The organism is Maridesulfovibrio sp. (assembly GCF_963677005.1).
In the GTDB taxonomy this organism is placed as follows: domain Bacteria; phylum Desulfobacterota; class Desulfovibrionia; order Desulfovibrionales; family Desulfovibrionaceae; genus Maridesulfovibrio.
Genome location: NZ_OY781616.1, coordinates 2,046,949 through 2,067,598, shown reverse-complemented (window position 1 = coordinate 2,067,598; position 20,650 = coordinate 2,046,949). Strand labels below are relative to the sequence as shown.

The 20,650-nt window shown below is 51.2% G+C and carries 16 protein-coding genes; 10 read left to right on the top strand and 6 right to left on the bottom strand.

The genetic code is table 11. The features are described 5' to 3' along the window. The 3 genes from ACKU4E_RS09295 to ACKU4E_RS09285 form a co-directional block, all read right to left on the bottom strand. Entirely contained in the window at positions 1 to 1,092 is a 1,092-nt protein-coding gene (locus ACKU4E_RS09295; RefSeq protein WP_320170796.1) for a tetratricopeptide repeat protein, read from the bottom strand. Positions 1,093 to 1,286: 194 nt separating this feature from the next. Further along, positions 1,287 to 1,670 (bottom strand): pancreas/duodenum homeobox protein 1, encoded by a 384-nt coding sequence (locus ACKU4E_RS09290; RefSeq protein ID WP_320170795.1) that lies wholly within the window; start codon positions 1,668 to 1,670, stop codon positions 1,287 to 1,289. A gap of 97 nt (positions 1,671 to 1,767) precedes the next feature. After that, positions 1,768 to 4,701 (bottom strand): PAS domain S-box protein, encoded by a 2,934-nt coding sequence (locus ACKU4E_RS09285; RefSeq protein WP_320170794.1) that lies wholly within the window; start codon positions 4,699 to 4,701, stop codon positions 1,768 to 1,770. 176 nt (positions 4,702 to 4,877) lie between these two features. On the opposite strand from ACKU4E_RS09285, the gene ACKU4E_RS09280 reads away from it, so the two are divergent. Both ACKU4E_RS09280 and ACKU4E_RS09275 read left to right on the top strand, forming a co-directional pair. Next, positions 4,878 to 5,870 carry a DUF523 and DUF1722 domain-containing protein gene (locus ACKU4E_RS09280; protein WP_320170793.1) on the top strand — a complete coding sequence of 331 codons (993 nt, stop codon included), beginning with the start codon at positions 4,878 to 4,880 and terminating at the stop codon, positions 5,868 to 5,870. 44 nt (positions 5,871 to 5,914) lie between these two features. Next, a complete protein-coding gene (locus ACKU4E_RS09275; RefSeq protein ID WP_320170792.1) occupies positions 5,915 to 7,255 on the top strand; it encodes a deoxyribodipyrimidine photo-lyase in 1,341 nt (446 codons plus the stop codon). Between the two features lies 1 nt (position 7,256). Here ACKU4E_RS09275 and ACKU4E_RS09270 read toward each other — a convergent pair whose 3' ends face one another. Further along, positions 7,257 to 8,153 (bottom strand): substrate-binding domain-containing protein, encoded by an 897-nt coding sequence (locus tag ACKU4E_RS09270; protein WP_320170791.1) that lies wholly within the window; start codon positions 8,151 to 8,153, stop codon positions 7,257 to 7,259. A 607-nt stretch (positions 8,154 to 8,760) separates the two neighbouring features. Here ACKU4E_RS09270 and msrB point away from each other — a divergent pair. The 7 genes from msrB (at position 8,761) to ACKU4E_RS09235 (ending at position 16,200) form a co-directional block, all read left to right on the top strand. Beyond that, a complete protein-coding gene (gene msrB / locus ACKU4E_RS09265) occupies positions 8,761 to 9,768 on the top strand; it encodes a peptide-methionine (R)-S-oxide reductase MsrB (protein WP_320170790.1) in 1,008 nt (335 codons plus the stop codon). A gap of 205 nt (positions 9,769 to 9,973) precedes the next feature. Then, positions 9,974 to 10,819, top strand: coding sequence for a glycosyltransferase family A protein (locus ACKU4E_RS09260; RefSeq protein WP_320170789.1), 846 nt, complete (start codon positions 9,974 to 9,976; stop codon positions 10,817 to 10,819). Positions 10,820 to 11,145: 326 nt separating this feature from the next. After that, complete coding sequence (locus ACKU4E_RS09255) at positions 11,146 to 12,429, top strand: hypothetical protein (RefSeq protein ID WP_320170788.1); 1,284 nt, start codon at positions 11,146 to 11,148, stop codon at positions 12,427 to 12,429. 179 nt (positions 12,430 to 12,608) lie between these two features. Further along, complete coding sequence (locus ACKU4E_RS09250; RefSeq protein WP_320170787.1) at positions 12,609 to 13,409, top strand: DUF3100 domain-containing protein; 801 nt, start codon at positions 12,609 to 12,611, stop codon at positions 13,407 to 13,409. Beyond that, positions 13,409 to 13,867: a hypothetical protein gene (locus ACKU4E_RS09245; protein WP_320170786.1), complete on the top strand. Its 459-nt coding sequence runs from the start codon at positions 13,409 to 13,411 to the stop codon at positions 13,865 to 13,867. The genes ACKU4E_RS09250 and ACKU4E_RS09245 overlap by 1 nt, the downstream gene beginning before the upstream one ends. Beyond that, the gene (locus ACKU4E_RS09240; RefSeq protein ID WP_320170785.1) at positions 13,868 to 15,013 is read left to right on the top strand and encodes an amidohydrolase; all 1,146 of its coding nucleotides are present in this window, start codon (positions 13,868 to 13,870) and stop codon (positions 15,011 to 15,013) included. 254 nt (positions 15,014 to 15,267) lie between these two features. After that, positions 15,268 to 16,200, top strand: a complete 933-nt coding sequence (locus tag ACKU4E_RS09235) for a multidrug resistance efflux transporter family protein (RefSeq protein WP_320170784.1) — start codon at positions 15,268 to 15,270, stop codon at positions 16,198 to 16,200. Positions 16,201 to 16,303: 103 nt separating this feature from the next. Here the strand turns inward: ACKU4E_RS09235 and ACKU4E_RS09230 are convergent, their stop codons facing one another. Together ACKU4E_RS09230 and upp are read right to left on the bottom strand one after the other, a co-directional pair. Further along, positions 16,304 to 17,557, bottom strand: a complete 1,254-nt coding sequence (locus ACKU4E_RS09230) for a uracil-xanthine permease family protein (RefSeq protein ID WP_320170783.1) — start codon at positions 17,555 to 17,557, stop codon at positions 16,304 to 16,306. Between the two features lie 124 nt (positions 17,558 to 17,681). Continuing rightward, positions 17,682 to 18,308, bottom strand: a complete 627-nt coding sequence (upp, locus tag ACKU4E_RS09225; RefSeq protein WP_320170782.1) for a uracil phosphoribosyltransferase — start codon at positions 18,306 to 18,308, stop codon at positions 17,682 to 17,684. 329 nt (positions 18,309 to 18,637) lie between these two features. Here upp and coaE point away from each other — a divergent pair, with 329 nt between their 5' ends. Next, positions 18,638 to 20,305 carry a dephospho-CoA kinase gene (coaE, locus tag ACKU4E_RS09220; RefSeq protein ID WP_320170781.1) on the top strand — a complete coding sequence of 556 codons (1,668 nt, stop codon included), beginning with the start codon at positions 18,638 to 18,640 and terminating at the stop codon, positions 20,303 to 20,305. Positions 20,306 to 20,650: the final 345 nt, after the last annotated feature.

The window sequence follows — 20,650 nt, the reverse complement described above, 5'->3', positions numbered from 1 at the left end:
TCAGTCTCCGTTGTCGATAATTACCTTTTCGCTGCCGGAAGCCGGAGTGGAAGGTCCGGGTTTGCTCTGCTCTTTTTCCATTATCCTGATGATCTGGCTGTGCAGGGCCTTGGCCGGTTCAAGCGACGAATCAAGGCGCAATGAAAGTTCCGTATAGTTCAGGGCGCTTTCATAATCCTTGGAGTACGTATAGGCTCTGGCCATGTTGTAATAGAGGTTGGCATCATTTGGAGTGAAGGTGCAGGCCTGATGGTAGGCCCTGATGGCGCCGTTGTAGTCGCCCTCTTTCCGCAGCTTCACCCCCAGACGGTTGAACGGGTTTACCGCTTCCGGCTCGTTCTGCAGAATTTCGATGAAAAGTTCCTTCACATTATCCAGATTGTCCTGAATTGCGTAAATGTCGGCAGCTCTGGTCAGGAACTCCTGATAGTTGTCCATATCGCCTTTGCCTTTATAGGCGTCGGCCATGCCCTTATACGCTTCGGCGTACATTTCGTTCAGAGCTATGGCTTTGTTGAAGGCGATGATGGCCTTGCCGTATTTTTCCTGCGAGAGATAGTTCAGGCCTTTTTCGAAATATTCTTCTGCCGGGTTCTTTTGGGCTTCGGCGAGTTCCTCTACAATTTCTTCGAATCCGGTTATGGCCTCGTCAAAACTTCCGTTCGAAACCATTTCCCATGATGCGCTCAGCAGTTCACGTTCAATTTCATCCGGCGTAGCGCTCATGTAAGCTGCATAGAGATGCCGTTTCATTGTTTCCATGCTGTATGGACGCAGAACGTATCCTCCGCAGCCTCCGGAAATCGCATTCAGAACCGAATCCTTGCGCTGGTCGGTAGTTACCATGATTACAGGGAGTGACCTTGAAGCCTGGCGCTTCAGGTTTTTCAGGCAGGCGAAGCCGTTTATATCATGCAGATCCTCATCCACCAGAGCCACATCGATGGCATTTTCCTTCAGGCCGGCGGAGGCTTTTTCCCAAGAAGAATACACGCTGATCTCGGTCGCTCCAAGACCGACCAGCGCCAATCTGTCATTTGAGACATGTTTTGAATTGTTGGAAAATATACCGTATCTTAAATTTTCAAACATTCCCCGCTCCTGAAAAAACAAACAGCCCTACCAATACTACAGGCTCAGAGGGTATGATTCAACCTTATTCAGCCCTGTTCCTACTGAATTTTCAATTATAACTGTTGCCGGGTGAAAATCAGGCCGGACTCCACGAGTGCAGAAGTCCGGCCGTAACATTTCGTCTTCCACGGAAATAGATTCCGGTACGTTGCTCAGTCCAGTCTTACCGAAAGAGGTATTACATGCAACTCTCTGCTCATTTCTCTGGTAGCACCCAACTGCCAGGAAACGTTTTCCGGCCTTCCCAGAGCTTCGCCGATCTTTTGAGCCATTCCCTGAATATTAATGATAGGGTGGCGCGAAAAGACCTGCGGCAGCCCGTAGGTCAGATTGCAGGCCAGGCAGCAGCCCGGGCGCTGTCTGAGTTGAAGCTCAAAGTCAACCCCGTTTTCGGATTCTCCTTTGTAGCTTAGCGAAATATCGTAGCTTCCGTCCTCGGCGTCACCGAAAAGAGCTTCAAAGAATTCGTCTGTTCTGGTTGCCGGAAAAAGTTCATCCAGCATCTCCCGGTTGAAAATATCTGCGTAGTTAGGCATCTATCCCGCTCCATTCTTGGTTTATCCTGTTATTTTATCATCCGCCAGACAGGATAAATGCCTTTGAAACCGAGTTTATGTCAATACAACAACTGATTCAGCGGGGATCTACGTCCCGCAGGGCTCTTTCGAGTTCATCCCACTCAAAGGGTTTGCAGATATAACCGTTCATTCCGCTTTTCTCCGCTTTCCGGCGGCTTTCGGCGTTGGCGTGCGCGGACAGGGCCACGATCGGAATATCACTGAAAACTCGGTAGGCTTCTTCCTGCCGGATTTTTCTGGCGGCTTCAAGTCCGTTCATTACCGGCATCTGAATGTCCATCAGGATTACATCCACTTTGTTCTCTGCCAGCATTCTCAGGCACTCCTGCCCGTTTTCCGCACAGACTATTTCGTGTCCCATCTGTTCCAGTATGCGCCGGGCCATCATCCTGTTTACCATTTCGTCCTCCACCAGCATTATTTTCATCGGAGCTGCCGGTGAAACGGAGCCCTCTGTCTGTTTTTCCTTTTTGCCGGGAGCAGTTCCGACCGGGATTTTTACGCTGATGGATGTTCCGCGGCCCAGTTCACTTGTGATGTTTATGGAGCCGTCCATGAGTCCTACAAGCCTTTTTACAATGGAAAGCCCCAGCCCTGCACCTTTGTAACGTCTGGAAAGAGAACCGTCGACCTGAGTGAAGGATTCGAAAATCGTATCCAGCTTGTCGTCCGGAATCCCTATCCCGGTATCGGTTATGCGGAAATGAAGCATCCTTTTGTCCGGGGTCATTTCCGGAAGAGTCTCAACTTCAATGCGGACAGAACCGGTCTCGGTAAATTTGAGTGCGTTTCCCAGAATATTGAAGATCACCTGCCTGAGTCTTCCCTCGTCACCAACGTAATCCATATCCTCATCTATCTTCATCTCGCAGGTCAGGGCGATGCCTTTGTCTCTGGCCTGGAAATCGAAAAGGTTCACGCATTCGTCCAGCAGTCCTTTAAGCGAGAATGCGGATTTGATGAGAATCAGTGTGCCGGCTTCCATCTTGGAGAGGTCAAGGATGTCGTCCAGCACCCGCAGCAGGTTGCGTGAGGATTGCAGGGCGATATTAATACTGTTTGCCTGATCTTCAGGCATGGCGGCACGCTGCAGCAGCTGAAGCATGCCCATCACTCCGTTCAGGGGAGTTCTTATCTCATGGCTGATGTTGGCCAGAAATTCATCTTTGGTCTTGTTGGCGGCAATTGCATTTTCCTTTGCTCTGGACAACTCCCTTTCGTTTTTAAGCCGGTCCGTAATGTCCAGCACAATGGAAATGAGTCTGGTTTCCCCTTTGAACTGGAAAGGACCGGAGAACACCTCCACGTCCCGTACCTCTCCACCGGAGATACGGTGTTTGAAAATGAAGCTCCGCTGGTTTTTTTCCCTGGCTCTGGTCATGGCCGCATTTACTTCAGCCCTGCTCATGGTGTTAAGTTCGTAGATGAATTTGCTGCATAGTTCCGTCCGCGGCATTCCGTACATTTTTTCGGCAGCACTGTTTGCTGCCAGTATTTGTCCGTCGGTCGGGTCTATTATGAACATTACGGAGTTGTTTTCTTCGTAAAGAGCCCTGAACTGCTGTTCGCTTTCCTTTATGGCCGAGTCGTATTTTTTTCTTTCAATTGCTATGGCTATCTGGTCCGAGCAGGCCTCAAACAGTTTTAGGTCCTCATCCGTATATTTGTCGCAGCGGTCATAATGCTGGACGATCAGAGTCCCTATCGTGGTTCCGCGTATTTTCATGGGAACGCCGAGCCATACTTCCGGAATTTCCGTGGTGGGAACATCGATTACCCTTTCTTCCTGCATAGCCAGGATTTCAGCCTTTTCCAATTGGGTTATCCTGTTTTTCCGGAGGGGAAGAAGGGGAAGTTGCCTGTTGTCCGGATCGTCTATGTCTCGGATGGACGGGCAGGAGACTGAAATTTTGTCAAAGCAGTATTCGAAAGTCAGTTGCCGGCGATTTTCGTCAATGAGAGCGACATGGAAATTATCGGCCCGCAGTTCCTTAATCATGATCTGATGGATGGAAGCGAGGAGTTCCTCCAGATTGTCGGTAGATTGGGAGTGGCTCAGGATATCGTATAGAACAGAGCGGATATGTCTGGACTGTTCCAGTTTCAGTTCCGTGCTAAGTTTTTCACTCAGGTCTTCGGCATAGACAGCAGCTCTTGTTACGCTGTTTTTTTCAATTATCGGGTAGATGGTGTGGAAAATATGACTTTCATTCCGTTTGTCGTTGAATTTGATAATTTCTCCACTTCTTACAGCCTGAGTGAGTTTCTGTTTTCTGGCGGCGGCAAGATCCGGTGCAATATAGTCATAAATGTTTGTTCCCACCATCTGTTCCGGAGTTGAGCCCAGATTGTCGGCGACTGTTTTGTTTACGTATAAAACAACTCCGTCCGGATCGACCATGAAAATGGACTGGTGGCTGGCATCAATAAGCCCCCGGAGATTATTCTCCGCCTGTACTGCCTTACGCTCTGCTATTTTTCTTTCTTTTGCCTGAGTTCTTAGAGTGTTGTTTATTGTCCTCAGGGCTGCAGTTCTTTTTTCCACCTCCGCTTCCAGAGTGGCAAGATGTCTTTCCTTAACTTTTTCCGCTTCCTTGCGTGCTCTTATGTCACGGCAGATGGCCAGGATCATCTCCTGACCTTCATACATGAATTTTCTTGCGTTGATTTCCACCGGAATGAGGGTGCCGTTTTTGGCATGGTGAGAGGCCTCAAAAAGAGCCGGTCCGGCGGCATATCTGACTTCGACCGGGGTTTTCCACGTCTCGGATTCCGGAGTGTCAAGATCCATTACCGTCATGCCGAGCAGTTCATCCCGTGAATACCCCAGCCTGTTGCAGGCGGCCTTGTTCACATCCCTGATCAGTCCTCTGCTGCCGTCCGGGAGTACTTCGTACATGATTACGGAATCTTCCAGAGAATCAAAAAGAGTACGAAATTTAATTTCGCTTTGCGATAATTGGGATTTTAGTGTTTCAGAGTCCTGCATAGAGCGTCCGGTGCTTTAGCTTCGTGTTGAGGGATTGATTCATTGTATACCGATGCGGGGTATTTTGTCATCGTAATTTCTAAAAAGGCTGCTCTGTCGATCAGTGAACAGTTGTTTATGGCCGGGGAAAAGTGTTACATTATCCCGAATTGTTTTTAATATCTAAAGGAGCAGGTATGGGAGAAAACAGCAGCGGAGACGCCAGAATAAAACTGGGAATAGCCAGATGCCTTCTTGGGGAAAATGTCCGCTATGATGGCGGACACAAGCTTGATACATATCTGCGGGACGTTTTAGGACAGTATGTGGAGTGGGTTCCTGTCTGTCCTGAAGTTGAATGCGGAATGACTGTTCCTAGGGAGGCTCTGCGCCTTGCAGGTGATGTCTCGGCCCCGAGGCTGGTCGGGCGCAGATCCGGTGAGGATTGGACCGAGCGTATGACTGAATGGGGCTGGACGCGGCTGGATGCATTGGAAAAAGAGGGGCTTTGCGGATATATTTTCAAACACGGGTCTCCCTCAAATGCAATGGGGCGGATGAAGGTCTTTCAGGAAAACGGAAGGGTTCTGTATACTGGCCGGGGCATATGGGCTGCCATGGTCATGGAGCGTTTTCCATGGATGCCCTGCGAGGATGACGGCAGGCTGCATGATGCTCGCATAAGGGAAAATTTCATAACGCGAATCTTCACCCTCAAGCGCTGGAAGGATGCCGTTGCCGGAGATGTGACCGTAGAAGTTGATAAAGGAGTTAAAAGAGGCGCGGTCGTGGATTTTCATACGCGGCACAAAATGCTGGTTCTGGCTCATAACGAGAAAATATACCGGGAAATGGGCCGGCTTGTCGCGTCCACCGGAACAATGGCGCCTGAGGTTATGGAAGCACAGTATCTGGAACTGCTTTTAAAGGCGTTGAATTTTATGCCCACGGCAAAGAAGCATGTAAATGTTCTGGATCATGCTATGGGATATTTCAAAAAGGATATCAGTTCCGATGAAAAGGCGGAGCTGAAAGAAGTGATAGAGCAGTATCGTTGCGGGCTTGTTCCACTTATTGTACCAATTGCCCTGCTCAACCATCATGTGCGGAAACATGGCAAGGATTATCTGAAAAAACAGTATTATCTCAATCCGTTTCCCGTTGAACTGATGCTGCGCAACCACGTTTGATCGGGTAAAGCTTATCCGTAATACTGTTTATTTCGAGGCTGAGAATGAAACATATAGACAGTCGCAGAATATATGCCCTGAATCGTGCAGGTGATACCGTCGGTCCTGTTGTGTACTGGATGAGCCGGGAACAGCGCGTGCGTGACAACTGGGGACTGCTGCATGCCCGGTTTGCGGCCGGTGAATCCCGTCAGCTTGCGGTCGTGTTCTGCCTTATGAAATCATATCCCGGAGCCGCTCTGCGGCATTACGACTTCATGCTCCGCGGCCTTGAGGAAGTGGAATCCTCCCTGGCTGAACTGGGAATACCGTTTCTGTTGCGAACGGGTAATCCTGAATCGGAAATCCCGGCACTGGCAGGCGAAATCGGAGCCGGGTTGATCGTTACCGACTTCGACCCCCTGCGTATAAAACGGCAATGGCAGGGACGTATTGCGAAACAGCTGGAAATTTCGCTTCTGGAGGTGGACGGGCATAACGTGGTCCCGGCCAGATTTGTAAGTGATAAACGTGAATATGCGGCCCGGACATTCCGGCCGAAGGTTCAAAAACTTCTGCCGGAATTTCTGACAGATTTTCCCGATCTTCTTCCCATGCGGGGAGAGTCTTTACCGATCGCCAGAACTGATTGGGGGGCGGCGCGGGATTATATTGATGTGGATCGGGGCGTTGGCCCTGTATCGCTGGTTCCGGGGGAGAGTGCCGCGCGTAACCGGCTGGAAGGATTTATTTCGAAGCAGCTTTCTTATTATGCGGAGCAGCGTAACGACCCTAATGCAGATGCTGTTTCAGGGTTGTCTCCTTATTTCCATTTCGGGCAGCTTGCTCCGCAGCGTGCGGCATTTGAAGTTGCGCACAGCGGGGTGGGTATGAATCAGGAAGCGTATCTGGAGGAGCTTGTTGTGCGCAGGGAACTTTCGGATAATTTCTGCCTGCACTCGCCGGCATATGATTCTCTGGAAGCCGCCCCGGAATGGGCACTGAAGACTCTCGGAGAATGCACCGGAGATTCACGCAGCTATGTTTATTCGCAGGACGAATTCGAGCGCGCGGCAACACATTCCGCCCTTTGGAATGCCGCGCAGAATCAACTCCTGCGCAGTGGAAGCATGCACGGATACATGCGTATGTACTGGGCCAAGAAAGTGCTTGAATGGTCGGCATCGCCGGAAGCGGCGCTTGATACCGTTAATATGCTTAATGACCGTTATGCTCTGGACGGGCGTGATCCCAACGGATACGTCGGCGCGCTGTGGTCCATTGCGGGATTGCATGACCGGCCGTGGAAGAAACGTCCGGTATTCGGTTCCGTAAGATATATGAATGAGAAGGGCTGTCGCAGAAAATTTGATGTGGACCGGTATATTGAACGGTGGGGGGCTTGAATCAGTTGAAGCAGATAGGGCAGGCCGCTTTTTCCTCCTCATCGGCTTTGCGCAGGCAGCGCAGGATTTCATTGCGGTCTATATTTTCTCTGGTAAGTATTTTTATCGGGCATTTCATTGTGGCGGGCACCTCTTTTCCCTCCAGCAGTTCCATTGCCGTGCGTACGCCCATATAACCCATGGCAAATGGAGTCTGGGCGATTACAACGTCTACAAGCCCGGTCTTCAGGGCCGAAAGCAGTTCCTCGGTGTAATCGAAGGCAACAAACGGTATGCCCGTGATGCCGAGTTTTTTCAGCGCGTACAGGACTCCTTCCGAGGAAACTTCGCTGTCGGAAAATATTCCGGACAGCGGAATACTGCTTTGCAGTATTTCCTCCGCAGCAAGCTGGGCCTCCATTCTGGTTCCTTCCTGAGTGTTCAGCTTTATAACCGTGGTGCCCGGCGATAATTCGTGGACGGCATCTATGAATCCCTGCTCCCTGTCGGATATGGAACCATTGTCCGGAACATTGCCCATAAGCAGAAGCGATCCTTTCCCTTTCGTCTTTTCCAGCAGAATTTTTGCACCTATTCTTCCCGCCTGATAATTGTCCGTGGCAATAAGGCTGTCTTGACGGTTGGCTGATGTTCTGGAGTCTACTATTACGACTTTGATGCCGGCCTTGATGGCTTTGTCGATACTTTCGTTGAGTCTGTTTTTGTGGGCCGGAGCGATCACCATAGCGTCCACATGTTTCGCTGTATAGAATTCAATCAGGTGTTTCTGGGCATCGGATTTGTTCTCCACTCTGGGGCCACGCCATATAATCCTTGTATTGCTGTCGCTTACCGCTGTGTGCGCCCCCATGCACACAGTCCTCCAGAAATGCGGAAGTGTCGCTTTCGGGATGAACACAATTACCTGCTCTTCCCCGGCAAGGCAGGGAAAGGGACAAAGCAGGAATGCTGTAATAAGGAAAAGTAATATTTTTGTTTTCAACCGTTGAAACATATGTAACTTATTGTGATTTAAGGCTATGCATGGCTGTTGAGTTGATTCAGCAATCCGCATGTCGTGCCGTTTTAATTTATTGGTGACATTGAACAAGTTCAATTATTATGGAGCATCTTATGTTCCGAACTGTTCGTCTTTGCTGTTATCTGTGTAGATTGTAATAGTGCCGCTCTTACAAATATGTTTCTTGCTAATATACGTGTTTTTCGGTCCCATGCAATGTAATTTGAAATATACAGCAGTCCCGTAGTTTTCATCCGCTATTAGATCAACCTTATCTCTCAATCTGCATGTCGGGTATCGCTCATGCTTATATGTTGTGCAATTCCGATCATTTTCAGTGTCATACTTGACATGGAGATTTATCATCTTAATTTAATATAAATTACTATTACTAATAAATGAGAATGCCATGAAACATGCAGGTTCGTATTTGAAGCTGATCACAGCGGGTTTGCTTGGAGTCGCATTTGCTCTGGGATTTTACTCGGTAATAAAGGAGGCTGAGATGGTAAAAGCTGGCGAAATTGCAACAGCGACACTGGCCGGAGGTTGTTTCTGGTGTGTCGAGGCGGATATGGAAAAGATTGACGGCGTGATTGACGTTGTTTCCGGATATACCGGCGGGGACGTTGAAAACCCGAGTTATGAGCAGGTCGGCACAGGCACTACAGGGCATCTTGAAGCTGTACAGGTTCGATTTGACACGGCGAAAGTCGGTTATGAAACGATCCTTGAGGTCTTTTTCAAACATCATGATCCCACCGATCCGGGAGGTTCGTTCAATGACAGAGGCAGCCAGTACCGTTCCGCGATTTTCTATCACGATGAAGGCCAGAAGGCCCTTGCGGAAAAGGCCGTTGCCGATCTTGATTCTTCCGGGGTGTTTTCCCGGCCGGTAGTGACCGGAATACTTCCATTCAGCAGGTTTTATCCGGCTGAAGAATATCATCAGGACTACCACAGGAAGAATCCGGCGCGGTATACCTGGTATCGTTTTCTGTCCGGCAGGAATTCATTCATAATGGAGCATTGGGGAGGTTCCAATCCGGAGAAGGGTTTTGCCATAGAAAACGGGGAGGTTGAAGATAACGGAGATAATAATCTGCAGCAACGGCTGACTCCGCTGCAGTTCGATGTTGTCAGGAACGATGCTACAGAACCTGCTTTCAATAATGAATATTGGGACAACAAGCGTGAAGGAATATACGTGGATATCGTTTCCGGTGAACCTTTGTTCAGTTCTGCTGATAAGTTCGACTCCGGAACCGGATGGCCCAGTTTTACCCGTCCCATTGATCCCGAGGGCATTGTCGAGCGGGTGGATGATTCCTTTTTTATGAAAAGGACCGAAGTCCGTTCGCGGAGAGCCGATTCGCATCTTGGCCATGTGTTTGATGACGGCCCACGGCCAACCGGGCTGAGATACTGCATAAATTCAGCGTCTTTGAGGTTTATCCCCCGGGAAGAGATGGACCGTAACGGGTATGGAGATTATCTGCACCTCTTTGAGTAGGAATTGATACGTTGATGCTTGCCGGGCCGCCTTCGGGCGGCCTCAGTTTTTTTATCGGGAAGGCAGAAGTCATTGTGCCATATATCCAGTATGGAATAAAAACATTCTAAACAGGTGAATAGTTGTGTATTCTGCGGTGCTGGAGTGGATGATGTAGAGCCATTCTGTCGGAATATCCGAGTAGTTGCTCCGTAATGCTTCTATAGTGTTTTTAAATCTTGCAGACCGGGACGGATTCATGTGCCTGATTTCCATTGTCATCCCGAATTATAATTACGGCAGGTTTGCCGACCGTTTTTTCAGTTCGCTGGCGGCGCAGACCTTTTCTCTTGCTGATGTTCAGATCCTGTTTGTGGATGATGGAAGCACTGATGATTCCATGGAGCAGGCCGTAAAGTGGTCCGGGAGGCTGGAGTGCGCGAGTTTCGAAATTCTGACCCCTGCGCGCAGCGGACGTCCGGGGCCGGTCAGAAATTACGGACTGGAAAGGGCGCGTGGCGAATATCTTTGCTGCCTGGACCCGGATGATACATTCCACCCCGAGTTTTTGGAATCCTGCCTTGACGTACTTCGCCGTAATTCCGGCGGACACATCGTGTATACCGACTACTTGGAGAAATCGTCCGAAAATTCCCGTGAAGTTTTTCTTCCCGAATTCAAGCCTGTCTATCTCAGAACCCAGAATGTCATACCCTCGGCAACAGTCTTTCACCGCAAGGTCTGGGACAGCGGAGCAAGGTATCCCGCGAATACCGCCTACGAGGATTGGGATTTCTGGATTCAATGTGTCCTGGGCGGATTCCGGTTTCGGCATATTTCCGGGGTCCGGTATACTTACGAAAGGCATGAAGCCGGTTTTACCGGCCTGGCGGAGCAGGAAGACGGGCGTGCAAAGGCACAGATAGTGCTGAACAACCCTGAATTCTTTCATCCGACGGTCGTGTGCTGGGCACATGATTTTTTTCGCGGCAGGCCGTACGCACCTGCTTTCAGCCGCGGGCGCATACCCTCACCTGAAGATGTTGTGAAGGTATTGAAATTATTTGAATAGATGTAGTTATGTATTCAATTGGCAGTATAGTGTTATTGTAATAGATGTAATTTTGTACGTGTTAGGGTGATATTTATTTTTTGAGATTTTATCTGATATTAATTTTCTTATTTAGAATTATTTCCGCTTTTAATTTCGCATATAGAATTAAACCACTTTTATAATTAGGTGCTCTCCAGCCCCAATTATTTACCCCCTCTTGACACGATCAGTCTGCATGTGCACAATTTTACAAATTTTGGACATATTAGTGACATTTCCGAAAATATCGAAATACAAGCTGTCTCTCCGGATTGCCCCTGATCCCTCAGCACACAGGTTGATTAATGAAAATTGGCTGCATAGGTCCTTCGGACTCCGTTCACCTCGTGGAGGAGGTTGTTTCCCGGCGTTGTCCGGATGTCGAGTTGCGTACTTACGTACGTGAACGGGCGGAAGATTCGTGGGAAGTTCTGGAACAGTGCCAGCGGGAGACTCAAGGGACTCTATTCACCGGTATTGCCGTGCAGGAGGGAGCCAAGGCCAGGGGCACCGTTTCCAAACCCTACGAGCACATCCCTCGTGGTGGATACAGCCTGTTGCGGGTGCTGTCCGAAATGCACCGCAGCGGTATCATGTCCGGTAAACTTTCCATTGACGTGGTCAGTGACGACATCCTTGTGGAAGTGGTCAAGGAGTTCGGAGTCGAGCTTGAGAGTATCCATTCCATGCCTTTTGCCATTTATCTCAACGAACAGGATTATTTTGACCGTCACGTGGAACTTTATGAATCCGGTCAGGTGGAGGCCATTGCCACCGGTTTCGGCTACGTCTTTAATGAACTGAAGAAACTGGGTTTGCCTGTCTTCCGGCTGTATGCAAGCAATCTGCAGATTCACGATACGGTCACCCGGCTTGTCAGCCGCATACGTACCCGCAGCCTGCGTTCGGCAGGCATAGCCATACAGCTCGTCCGGTTGAACTCAATCTCCCGCAGTTCCATCAACCAGTATGACGATATGAAGAACGGCGGGCGGTTTTATCTTGAACTGCTCGAATATGTCAGGGCAATTCAGGGCAGTCTGTTCAATTTCGGAACCGAGGAACACGTCATATTCGCCACGCGGGGACTTATTGAAAGTGAACTGCACCGGGCGCATTTCCTGAGGCTTCTTGCCTGGGGCAGGGAACGCAACATTATTTTTTCTTCCGGGATAGGGATCGGCGCCACGGCCTTTGAGGCGGAAAAATCGGCTCGCAAGGCGCTGGACAACGCTTCTCAGCTTTCCAGAGGAGGCTTGTTTGTTGTTGAAGGCGCCCGGATCAGAGGACCCATAGGGGAAGCGGACGAGCTTGAATATTCCACTCATGTGGTGGATGACAGGCTTTTGGACATGTCCGGAAAGATCGGCATCAGCCCCAGTTATCTGGCCAGAATCAAGGCCCTGATGGAAAAGACGCGCAAGGATACTTTTGATTCCTCGGATCTTGCTGCCTGTCTCGGCATAGGTGAGCGGAGCGCCCGCAGGGTGCTCAAGAAATTTCTGGACAGCGGGTATGCCGAATTCAACGGCAGCGAGGCTGCCCGCAAGGTCGGCCGTCCCAAAAAGATGGTTCGGCTTCTCATATAAGTCAGGATTTTTTTAGGCGCATTTTCGGACATATTTATGTCGTGTCCGAAAATATGTCTGTCCCCTTAAACGAACCCCGGACAACGGGGCCGGGGGTGTGCTGGAGGACCTGTCCGCTGCGGACAGTATTGCACTAAATCAAAAGGCCGCTTGTGCGGCCGCAACAGTGGAGTGTTTTTATGAACGATGCTGTGAAGAACGTGAAACTGCACCTGGTGGTACTCGTGCTGGTGGTGGTTTCGGAACTGATCGGAATCATTACTTTCAAGGTCGGCCCCGGTAAGCTTGTTCTGCTGCCCATGCTGTATGCAATGTTCATGGGTATTTTTCTCGGGCCCAAATTTCTGAAAGTCGTCAAGGAAAAGGAAATGTTTCAGGCCAGCACACTGGTCGGCCTGACCCTGCTTCTGCTTATGGCCCGTTACGGAACCCTTGTTGGTCCGAAATTCTATGATATCCTCAAGGCCGGTCCGGCTCTTGTCCTGCAGGAATTCGGTAACATCGCCACCCTGTTCATAGGTATCCCCATCGCCATGTATCTCGGGCTCAGGCGCGAAGCTGTAGGTGCCGCACATTCCATTGCCCGTGAGCCCAATGTCGCTCTCATCGGTGATATTTACGGCCTTGATTCCGCCGAAGGGCGCGGAGTTATGGGCGTTTACATCTGCGGAACCGTTTTCGGAACCATCTTTTTCGGATTGATGGCTTCCCTTCTTGCCGCCTTCAACATTTTCCATCCCTATGCACTGGCCATGGCCTCCGGTGTGGGCAGCGCGAGCATGATGACCGCTTCTATCGGGAGTCTCAGTGCCGCCTATCCTGCCATGGCCGAGCAGATTCAGGCTTTCGGCGTGGCCAGCAACACCCTGTCCGGTATTGACGGTGTCTACATGTCTCTGATTATTGCCCTGCCCCTGTCCAACAAATTGTATGCCTACCTGTACAAACTCAAATTCAAGACTTCTTCGGAGGCCGCGTAATGACTAAAGCACAGAATCTTTTAGAATCGTTAATCGTGCTCATCATCGTGAGCATAATGGTCCTGATCGGCAACCAGGCCGGTTTCAGCAACAATATGGTCGAGGCCCTGCCCGGTATGGGCATCCTGCTCCTGATCTGTATTGCCGGTGTGGCTACAAATATGTTCGTGTTCAGGAAAATACCTTCCGTACTTTTCGTCATCACCTACGGGGTTATTGTCACCCTGCCCGGAGTTCCCCTTTCTGAAACCGTCAACGCATACGTAGCCAAGGTCCACTTTCTGGCTTTGACCACACCCATTCTTGCCTATGCCGGTGTGGCTATCGGTAAGGATCTTGATGCGTTCAAGAAAAGCGGTTGGCGTATCGTTGTGGTCAGCCTTTTTGTTATGATTTCCACTTATATTGCATCCGCGGCCATCGCCCAGGGTGTGCTCAAGTACATGGGAGACATCTAAATGGGGATTAATCCCGAAGTACTTGCGCTGTTTGATGAAATGAAGGCCGTGCGCCGCCAAATCCACCAGAACCCGGAAGTTGGACTGGATACGGTGGAAACCGTCAGGCTGATCAAGTCCAGACTGGACGGATACGGGATTTCGTATTCCGATATCGGTGTGAATTCCCTTGTTGCCGAGATAAAGGGCGGTGAGGGAGATACGACAGTGGCCTTCCGTGTGGATATGGATGCCCTTGCGATGGACGAGGAGAACGATTTCCCCCACAGATCGCAGACTGCCGGAAAGATGCATGCCTGCGGGCATGACGGCCACTGTACTTCGCTTATCACTCTGGCCGCATACCTTTCCGAGCACCGTGATTTCAACGGAACCGTTCTGCTGCTTTTTCAGTCCGGAGAAGAAGGGTATGAGGGAGCCCTGCGGGTAATAGAAGACGGCTTCTTCGAGAAATACAAGGTCGATTATATGTTCGGCTTTCATGCCTGGCCGGGTGTTGAGCCCGGAAAGATCGCCGTGCACAGCGGCGCCTGCATGGCCTCCGAAGACCGTTTTGAAATTCACGTTACCGGCAAGAGCGGGCACGCATCCATGCCGCACGTCTGTAACGAGCCCTTTGCGGCTGTGGCCGACATCATCAAGGGAGTGCAGACCATTGTTCCGCGCAAGGTCCCTTCCCATGAACGCGGTGTTGTCTCGATAACCCAGGTCCACGGCGGCAGCCTGCGTAACGGCATCCCGGACAGAGTTCTGGTTCAGGGCAATGTGCGTACCTGCAGTGAGGAAATCAGGGATCTCATAGAGGATTCCGTAGGGCAGGTGGCCGATGGCGTCGCAATTATGTACGGCGTGGAGACTGAACTTGATTACGTGCGCAAGCATCCGGTGCTGGTGAACACTACCCCGGATATCGCTGTTCGGGCGGCTGCGAAAGTTGTCGGCGAAGAAAATGTCCTCACAGGTCTGGAATCCTCCATGGCCGCCGAGGATTATGCCTTCTTCATGCAGCACACCAAGGGGTGTTATGTCTGGATAGGAAACGGCCGAGATTCAGCTCCGCTGCATAACAGCCGCTTCGACTTCAACGACGAAATCCTGCCGGTTGCGGCAAGTTTCTTCCTGGCTGTTATAGAAGAGCTTTTGTGACGGTGTGCGGGTTTGATCCCGTATGCTGCCTATAAAGCGCTTCCGGTTTCGTTATATAGGAAAAAGGCTGAAACTCGCGTACTTCGGTTACGTTCGGTTTCAGCCTTTTCGTATTGAGCCCAAGTAAAAAATACAGAAAGTCTTCGGTCTGATTTTTCGCTATATATCCTGTTTCCTTTATCTGTTCGGTGGACTTTCCATTGCCTATTGGATACTCATTCAGATTCATTATCAAAATATTCCGGAGAAAAGCCATGAAGATTATCCTGACCGGAATTCTGGCAGCCCTGTTTTTCAGTTCCACATTCATTCTCAATCGTGCCATGAGCCTTGAAGGCGGCCACTGGGTCTGGTCGGCCAGCCTCAGATACGTCTGGATGCTCGTACTGCTTTGTGCCGGTCTTCTTGTCCTGCGCCGTAAGCTGCTGGTTGAATCGTTTGATCTGTACCGACGTCATTTCGTTTTCTGGACCATTGCCGGGGGAATCGGTTTCGGCGTTTTTTACGCCCTCCTGTCATTCAGCGCCTCTTACGCTCCGGGCTGGGTCGTTGCCGCCACATGGCAGACAACCATACTGGCGACCCCGATAGTTCTTCTCGGTTTCGGGCGGAAGATTCCTTTGCGGGCCATGCTGCTTACCCTGATAATCTTTGCCGGGGTCCTGCTGGTGAATATTGAAAGTGTGGAGCAAAGTTCATGGAACGCCGTGCTGCTCGGTGCGCTGCCTGTTCTGGTTGCGGCCTTTGCCTATCCCCTGGGGAATCAGTTGGTATGGGAGGCCCGCAACGGCGGAGGAAAGCTTATCCCCCGGCTGGATTCTCCTGCCATGGATGATCCCTTCTGCCGGGTGCTGCTGCTTACCCTCGGTTCGCTGCCGTTGTGGGCAGTGCTTATCGTGGCGGTTGAACCTCCGGTTCCCTCAACAAATCAGTTGCTGAACACGGCTCTTGTGGCTGTTTTCTCCGGGGTGGCGGCGACCAGCCTTTTTCTCTATGCACGCCACAAAGCAAGGTCTGCGGCCGAACTTGCCGCAGCAGACTGCACTCAATCCATGGAAGTGGTCTTTTCACTGCTCGGAGAAGTTCTGTTTCTGGGCGGAGCCCTGCCCGGCCCCCTTGGCTGGGGCGGAATTCTTCTGACCATGACCGGGCTTGTGCTTTATTTGAGAGTTCAGAACGTACGTTAGCCAGTTAAAAAAACATACCCGGACAGCTTTCACCGTCCGGGTATATCTCTTCACAAGCCTCTATATAAATCAACCGGACAATCCGGTTGATCGGACTTCGTTATTATTCTGATTTGGCCGGTCTGGGCAGGATGAGGTTGAGAACAACCCCGAGTATGCCTGCCAGCCCGATTCCGCCGAGACGGAATTCATCGCTGAACGGGGTAGGTACGGACATGCCTCCGACTCCGAAAATGACGATGAGGGCCACGATAGCGAGGTTGCGCGGTTCCATGAGGTCTTCACCGGAACGCACAAGAGTGTTCATTCCCACAACCATGATGGCGCCGAACAGAAGGACCATGATGCCGCCCATGACCGGTACGGGGATGGTTGCCAGAAAGGCTCCGACCTTGCCGCAGAATGCGAGCACTATGGCCACTATCGAGGCCCAGGTCATGATTGCGGGGTTGAATGCCTTTACCAGTGCTACAGCGCCGGTTACTTCAGAGTAGGTTGTGTTCGGCGGTCCGCCAAGGCAGGCGGCAAGAGAGGTGGCCAGACCGTCTCCGAGCATGGTGTTCTGTATCCCCGGATCTTCCACGTAATTTTTCCCGGCGACAGAGCTGATAGCCAGAATATCCCCGAAGTGTTCAATGGCCGGAGCAATTGCTACCGGAACAATGAACAGAACAGCCTGAAGGTTCCATTCAGGAAAGGTGAAGTTGGGCATGGCGATCCACGGAGCGGCGGCCACAGCTTCAAAGCTTACAAGGCCGAGGAAGATGGATACAAGATATCCGGCCCCGATACCGCATAAAATAGGTATAAGTTTCAGCCAGCCCTTGCCGAACAGGGATGCGGCAACAGTAACGGCCAGAGAGGTCATGGAGAGGATTAATGCTGTTTTTTCGGGAACAAGTATGGCCGAGCCGTCACCTGTTTTCCCGGTGGCCATGAATACCGCTACCGGAGCAAGTATCAACCCGATGACCATGATGACCGGTCCCGTGACGACAGGGGGAAGAATTCTGCTGAGCATTTCAGTCCCTTTCAGACGGATCAGAAAACTCAGGATTACGTAGAACAGACCGGCAGCGGCCAGCCCGCAGAGGGTGGAAGGAATCCCCCAGGTCTGCACTCCGTAGATGATGGGGGCGATGAAAGCAAAGGAAGATGCCAGAAAGACGGGAACCCTTCCTTTGGTTACAATCTGGAACAGCAGCGTACCGGCTCCGGCGGTGAACAACGCAACGTTGGTATCCAGACCGGTAAGAAGCGGGACAAGGACAAGCGCTCCGAAAGCCACGAAAAGCATCTGTGCGCCCAGAACAAAATCTCTTGCCCTGAAGTTGTAGTCTGTACTGCTCGTACTCATTACTATCTCCCTAACTGTATTTATAAAATGTTTTTATCCCGTGCGACAGGCCATATGCCTCCATGACCGGGCGCAACGGGGGTGAACGGCCAAAAAAAAGGCACCTTCCGGTGCCTGGAAAAAACTATTTGGTGCCGAATATCTTGTCTCCCGCGTCTCCGAGACCCGGGAGGATGTATCCTACATCGTTGAGTTTTTCATCGATTGCCGCGACATATATGTCTACATCCGGATGAGCGGTCACAATTTTTTCAATGCCCTCGGGAGCTGCCACAAGGAAAAGTCCCTTGATGTTTGTGCAGCCCGACTTCTTGAGCAGGTCTATTGTAGCCATCAGTGTTCCGCCGGTTGCCAGCATCGGATCAAGTATGAGCGCGATGCGTTCATCGATGTTGCTTGCGAGCTTGACGTAATATTCAACCGGCTGCAGAGTTTCCTCGTTCCGGTAGAATCCTACAACGCTCACACGGGCTCCGGGAACCATGTCAAGGACACCGTCCATCATGCCGAGCCCGGCCCGGAGAATGGGAACCACGGTGATTTTTTTGCCTTTGATCTCCTCTACTTCAACATCTCCGGCCCAGCCTTTGATGGTTTTCTTTTCCGTTACAAGGTCCTTGGTGGCCTCGTAGGTGAGGAGTCTTGATATTTCCTGAGCCAGTGCGCGAAAGCGGCTGGTACTGATGCCGTCTTCACGGAGAATGCCGAGCTTGTGTCTTACCAGAGGATGGTCTACCACATGAACCGCCACGGTGCCTCCTGTATGCCATATTGTTGTTATAAGTCCAAAAAGCTAAAACTTTATATTTATACTCAGCACTGGTCGTGCCGTCAAAACATTTTTGTATATAGTTTGGCTAACGAGCCTTCGGCATGGTTTATATAAGCAACCGCCGATAATCACAGAAGTAAACGGACAGGTCTGCTGTCCGGTCAGACAGCATCCTGCAGAATACGGAAAGTTTTCGTGGACTGCACTGCGGCTGTTGTACCTTATTATATAAAAAGATACTGATTAATCTTTGCTTGATCTGCTTTGTCAGCCGCCGGCTGACTGAATTTGAAAACGGGATAAACTGCATGTGTGATAATGAAGCGTTTCCGGAAAATGAAGAGCTTTTAGAAGATGAAACCACCCAGGCCTGGGAGCGGACTGCCTCTGCTTTCGACCGTAATGTGCGGCTGGATAAATTCTGGGGTACAGCCCTTGAAGAGGATGGCGTTTCACGCGGCAAAGTGCAGGACTGGATAAAGTCCGGCGGGGCTACTGTCGACGGGAAGGTCTGCACCAAGGCCAACCTGAAGCTTTCCGGGGGGGAAAGGCTTACTCTTGAAGGGGAGAGCGCATCCGGGACCCTGATTCCTGAAGACAAGCCTCTTGAAATACTTTTCAACGACGGCAGCATTGCAGTGGTGAACAAGCCTGCCGGGCTGACCACTCATCCAGCGCCGAGTTGTCCCACGGATACTCTGGTGCATCGGCTGATCCATCATTTCCCGCAGATTGTGGACATGGACCCGTGGCGACCCGGAATTGTACACCGACTGGACAAGTTCACGTCCGGACTGATCTCCGTTGCGCTCAACGAGCATGACCGGCTGGCAATGTCCGCGGCTTTTGCCGATCGGGAAGTGAAAAAGACCTATCTGGCAATCGTGCACGGAGTCCCGGAACGCGAATTCGGAGACATAGACGAGCCCATCGGGCGGCACCCGGTACACAAGACCAGAATGTCCGTGCTGATGAAGGGCGGGCGTGAAGCCCGGTCAAGCTACACGGTTCTCTGGAGCGATCCTGCCGGTCGGGCAAGTCTGGTCCGGGTCAGGATACATACCGGGCGAACCCACCAGATCAGGGTTCATATGGCCCATATCGGCCATCCTCTTCTGGGAGATCAGGTCTACGGGGCCAGGGAACATGCGCTCATGGTCCGGGAAAATCCGAAGCTGGCGGAGTTCGCCGGGCGGCAGATGCTGCATGCCCACAGCCTTTCCTTTACGCATCCCGGAACCGGTGAACGGCTTGATTTTCTGCTTCCACCGCCCGATGATTTCGTTACCCTGCTGAAGGAACTGAACCGGTCCGTTCAGCGGGTCGGGCTGATCGGTATGCCGTGCAGCGGAAAATCCGCCGTGCTCAGGGAGTTTTGGGAGCAGGGCATACCCGTGTTCAGCGCGGATGTCTCTGTAGCTCAGGCATATGAAAAGGACGCTCCCGGCTGGGAGCTTATCCGTCAGCGTTTCGGTAATCGTTTTATTGACGCGGAAACTGGGAACATTGACAAACCGGCCCTGTTCAGCTCCATGTGCGAAGACGAATCTGTCCGCCGCGAGATCATGGATATAATCCACCCCATCGTCCGGCACGAGGCGGAGGAGTTTTTTGTCGAAAATGTCTCCAGTCCGCTGGCCGTAGCCGAAGTTCCGCTGCTGCTTGAAGGCGGGTGGCACACCGAGAAACTGGTGGACGTGGTGGTCGGCGTGCATTGCCCTGAGAGCAGGCGCACCGGTGAGTTGCGTGAAAAGCGCAGTCTGCCCGCAGAAACACTGGCTGTGTTCGATTCCTGGCAGTGGGATGAAAAATCCAAGCTGGCCTGCTGTTCTGCTGTAATAGAAAACGATGCCGGACTTGATAAGCTTAAGTCCGAAACAATGCGGGTGCTTGGTGAGCTTGCGGCGCTGCGCGAGCAGAAGGAAGATGATTTTTCGGCCTTGCTGCACAGGCTGTTCAGTGAAAAAGAAGGCTGATCTTTTTCGAGTGGGCATTGACATGTTGTGAGCAGTCATTATTATTTAAGTGTGACCCGGAGCGATGGTCAGGACCGTAGACGGAAGAATGAACACATATTAGTAGTAAGGGCGAAAGTCCATTTTACATAAGAGAATTCTACGCAAGGTCCAACCCCGCTTCAGGTTTGAGGCTCAGTGTTTTGGGAGTGAGTCCTTCCGGTTTACCTACCAGCTCAATCTCGTCATTTCCCCGCCGCATATGCGGCGGGGATTTTTATTAGCCTTGGTATGGCTTCGGCGATAGATGTCCGGTTACTCTAGAGATCAAGACACTGATTAGCAGTCCCCCTATCCGGTCTTATC

Coding starts and splice junctions, on each gene's coding strand:
- ACKU4E_RS09240 (WP_320170785.1), top strand. CDS start 13,868: ATGGGGATTAATCCCGAAGTACTTGCGCTGTTTGATGAAATGAAGGCC.
- msrB (WP_320170790.1), top strand. CDS start 8,761: ATGGTAAAAGCTGGCGAAATTGCAACAGCGACACTGGCCGGAGGTTGT.
- ACKU4E_RS09245 (WP_320170786.1), top strand. CDS start 13,409: ATGACTAAAGCACAGAATCTTTTAGAATCGTTAATCGTGCTCATCATC.
- ACKU4E_RS09295 (WP_320170796.1), bottom strand. CDS start 1,092: ATGTTTGAAAATTTAAGATACGGTATATTTTCCAACAATTCAAAACAT.
- ACKU4E_RS09275 (WP_320170792.1), top strand. CDS start 5,915: ATGAAACATATAGACAGTCGCAGAATATATGCCCTGAATCGTGCAGGT.
- coaE (WP_320170781.1), top strand. CDS start 18,638: ATGTGTGATAATGAAGCGTTTCCGGAAAATGAAGAGCTTTTAGAAGAT.
- ACKU4E_RS09230 (WP_320170783.1), bottom strand. CDS start 17,557: ATGAGTACGAGCAGTACAGACTACAACTTCAGGGCAAGAGATTTTGTT.
- ACKU4E_RS09235 (WP_320170784.1), top strand. CDS start 15,268: ATGAAGATTATCCTGACCGGAATTCTGGCAGCCCTGTTTTTCAGTTCC.
- ACKU4E_RS09290 (WP_320170795.1), bottom strand. CDS start 1,670: ATGCCTAACTACGCAGATATTTTCAACCGGGAGATGCTGGATGAACTT.
- ACKU4E_RS09255 (WP_320170788.1), top strand. CDS start 11,146: ATGAAAATTGGCTGCATAGGTCCTTCGGACTCCGTTCACCTCGTGGAG.
- ACKU4E_RS09285 (WP_320170794.1), bottom strand. CDS start 4,701: ATGCAGGACTCTGAAACACTAAAATCCCAATTATCGCAAAGCGAAATT.
- ACKU4E_RS09280 (WP_320170793.1), top strand. CDS start 4,878: ATGGGAGAAAACAGCAGCGGAGACGCCAGAATAAAACTGGGAATAGCC.
- ACKU4E_RS09250 (WP_320170787.1), top strand. CDS start 12,609: ATGAACGATGCTGTGAAGAACGTGAAACTGCACCTGGTGGTACTCGTG.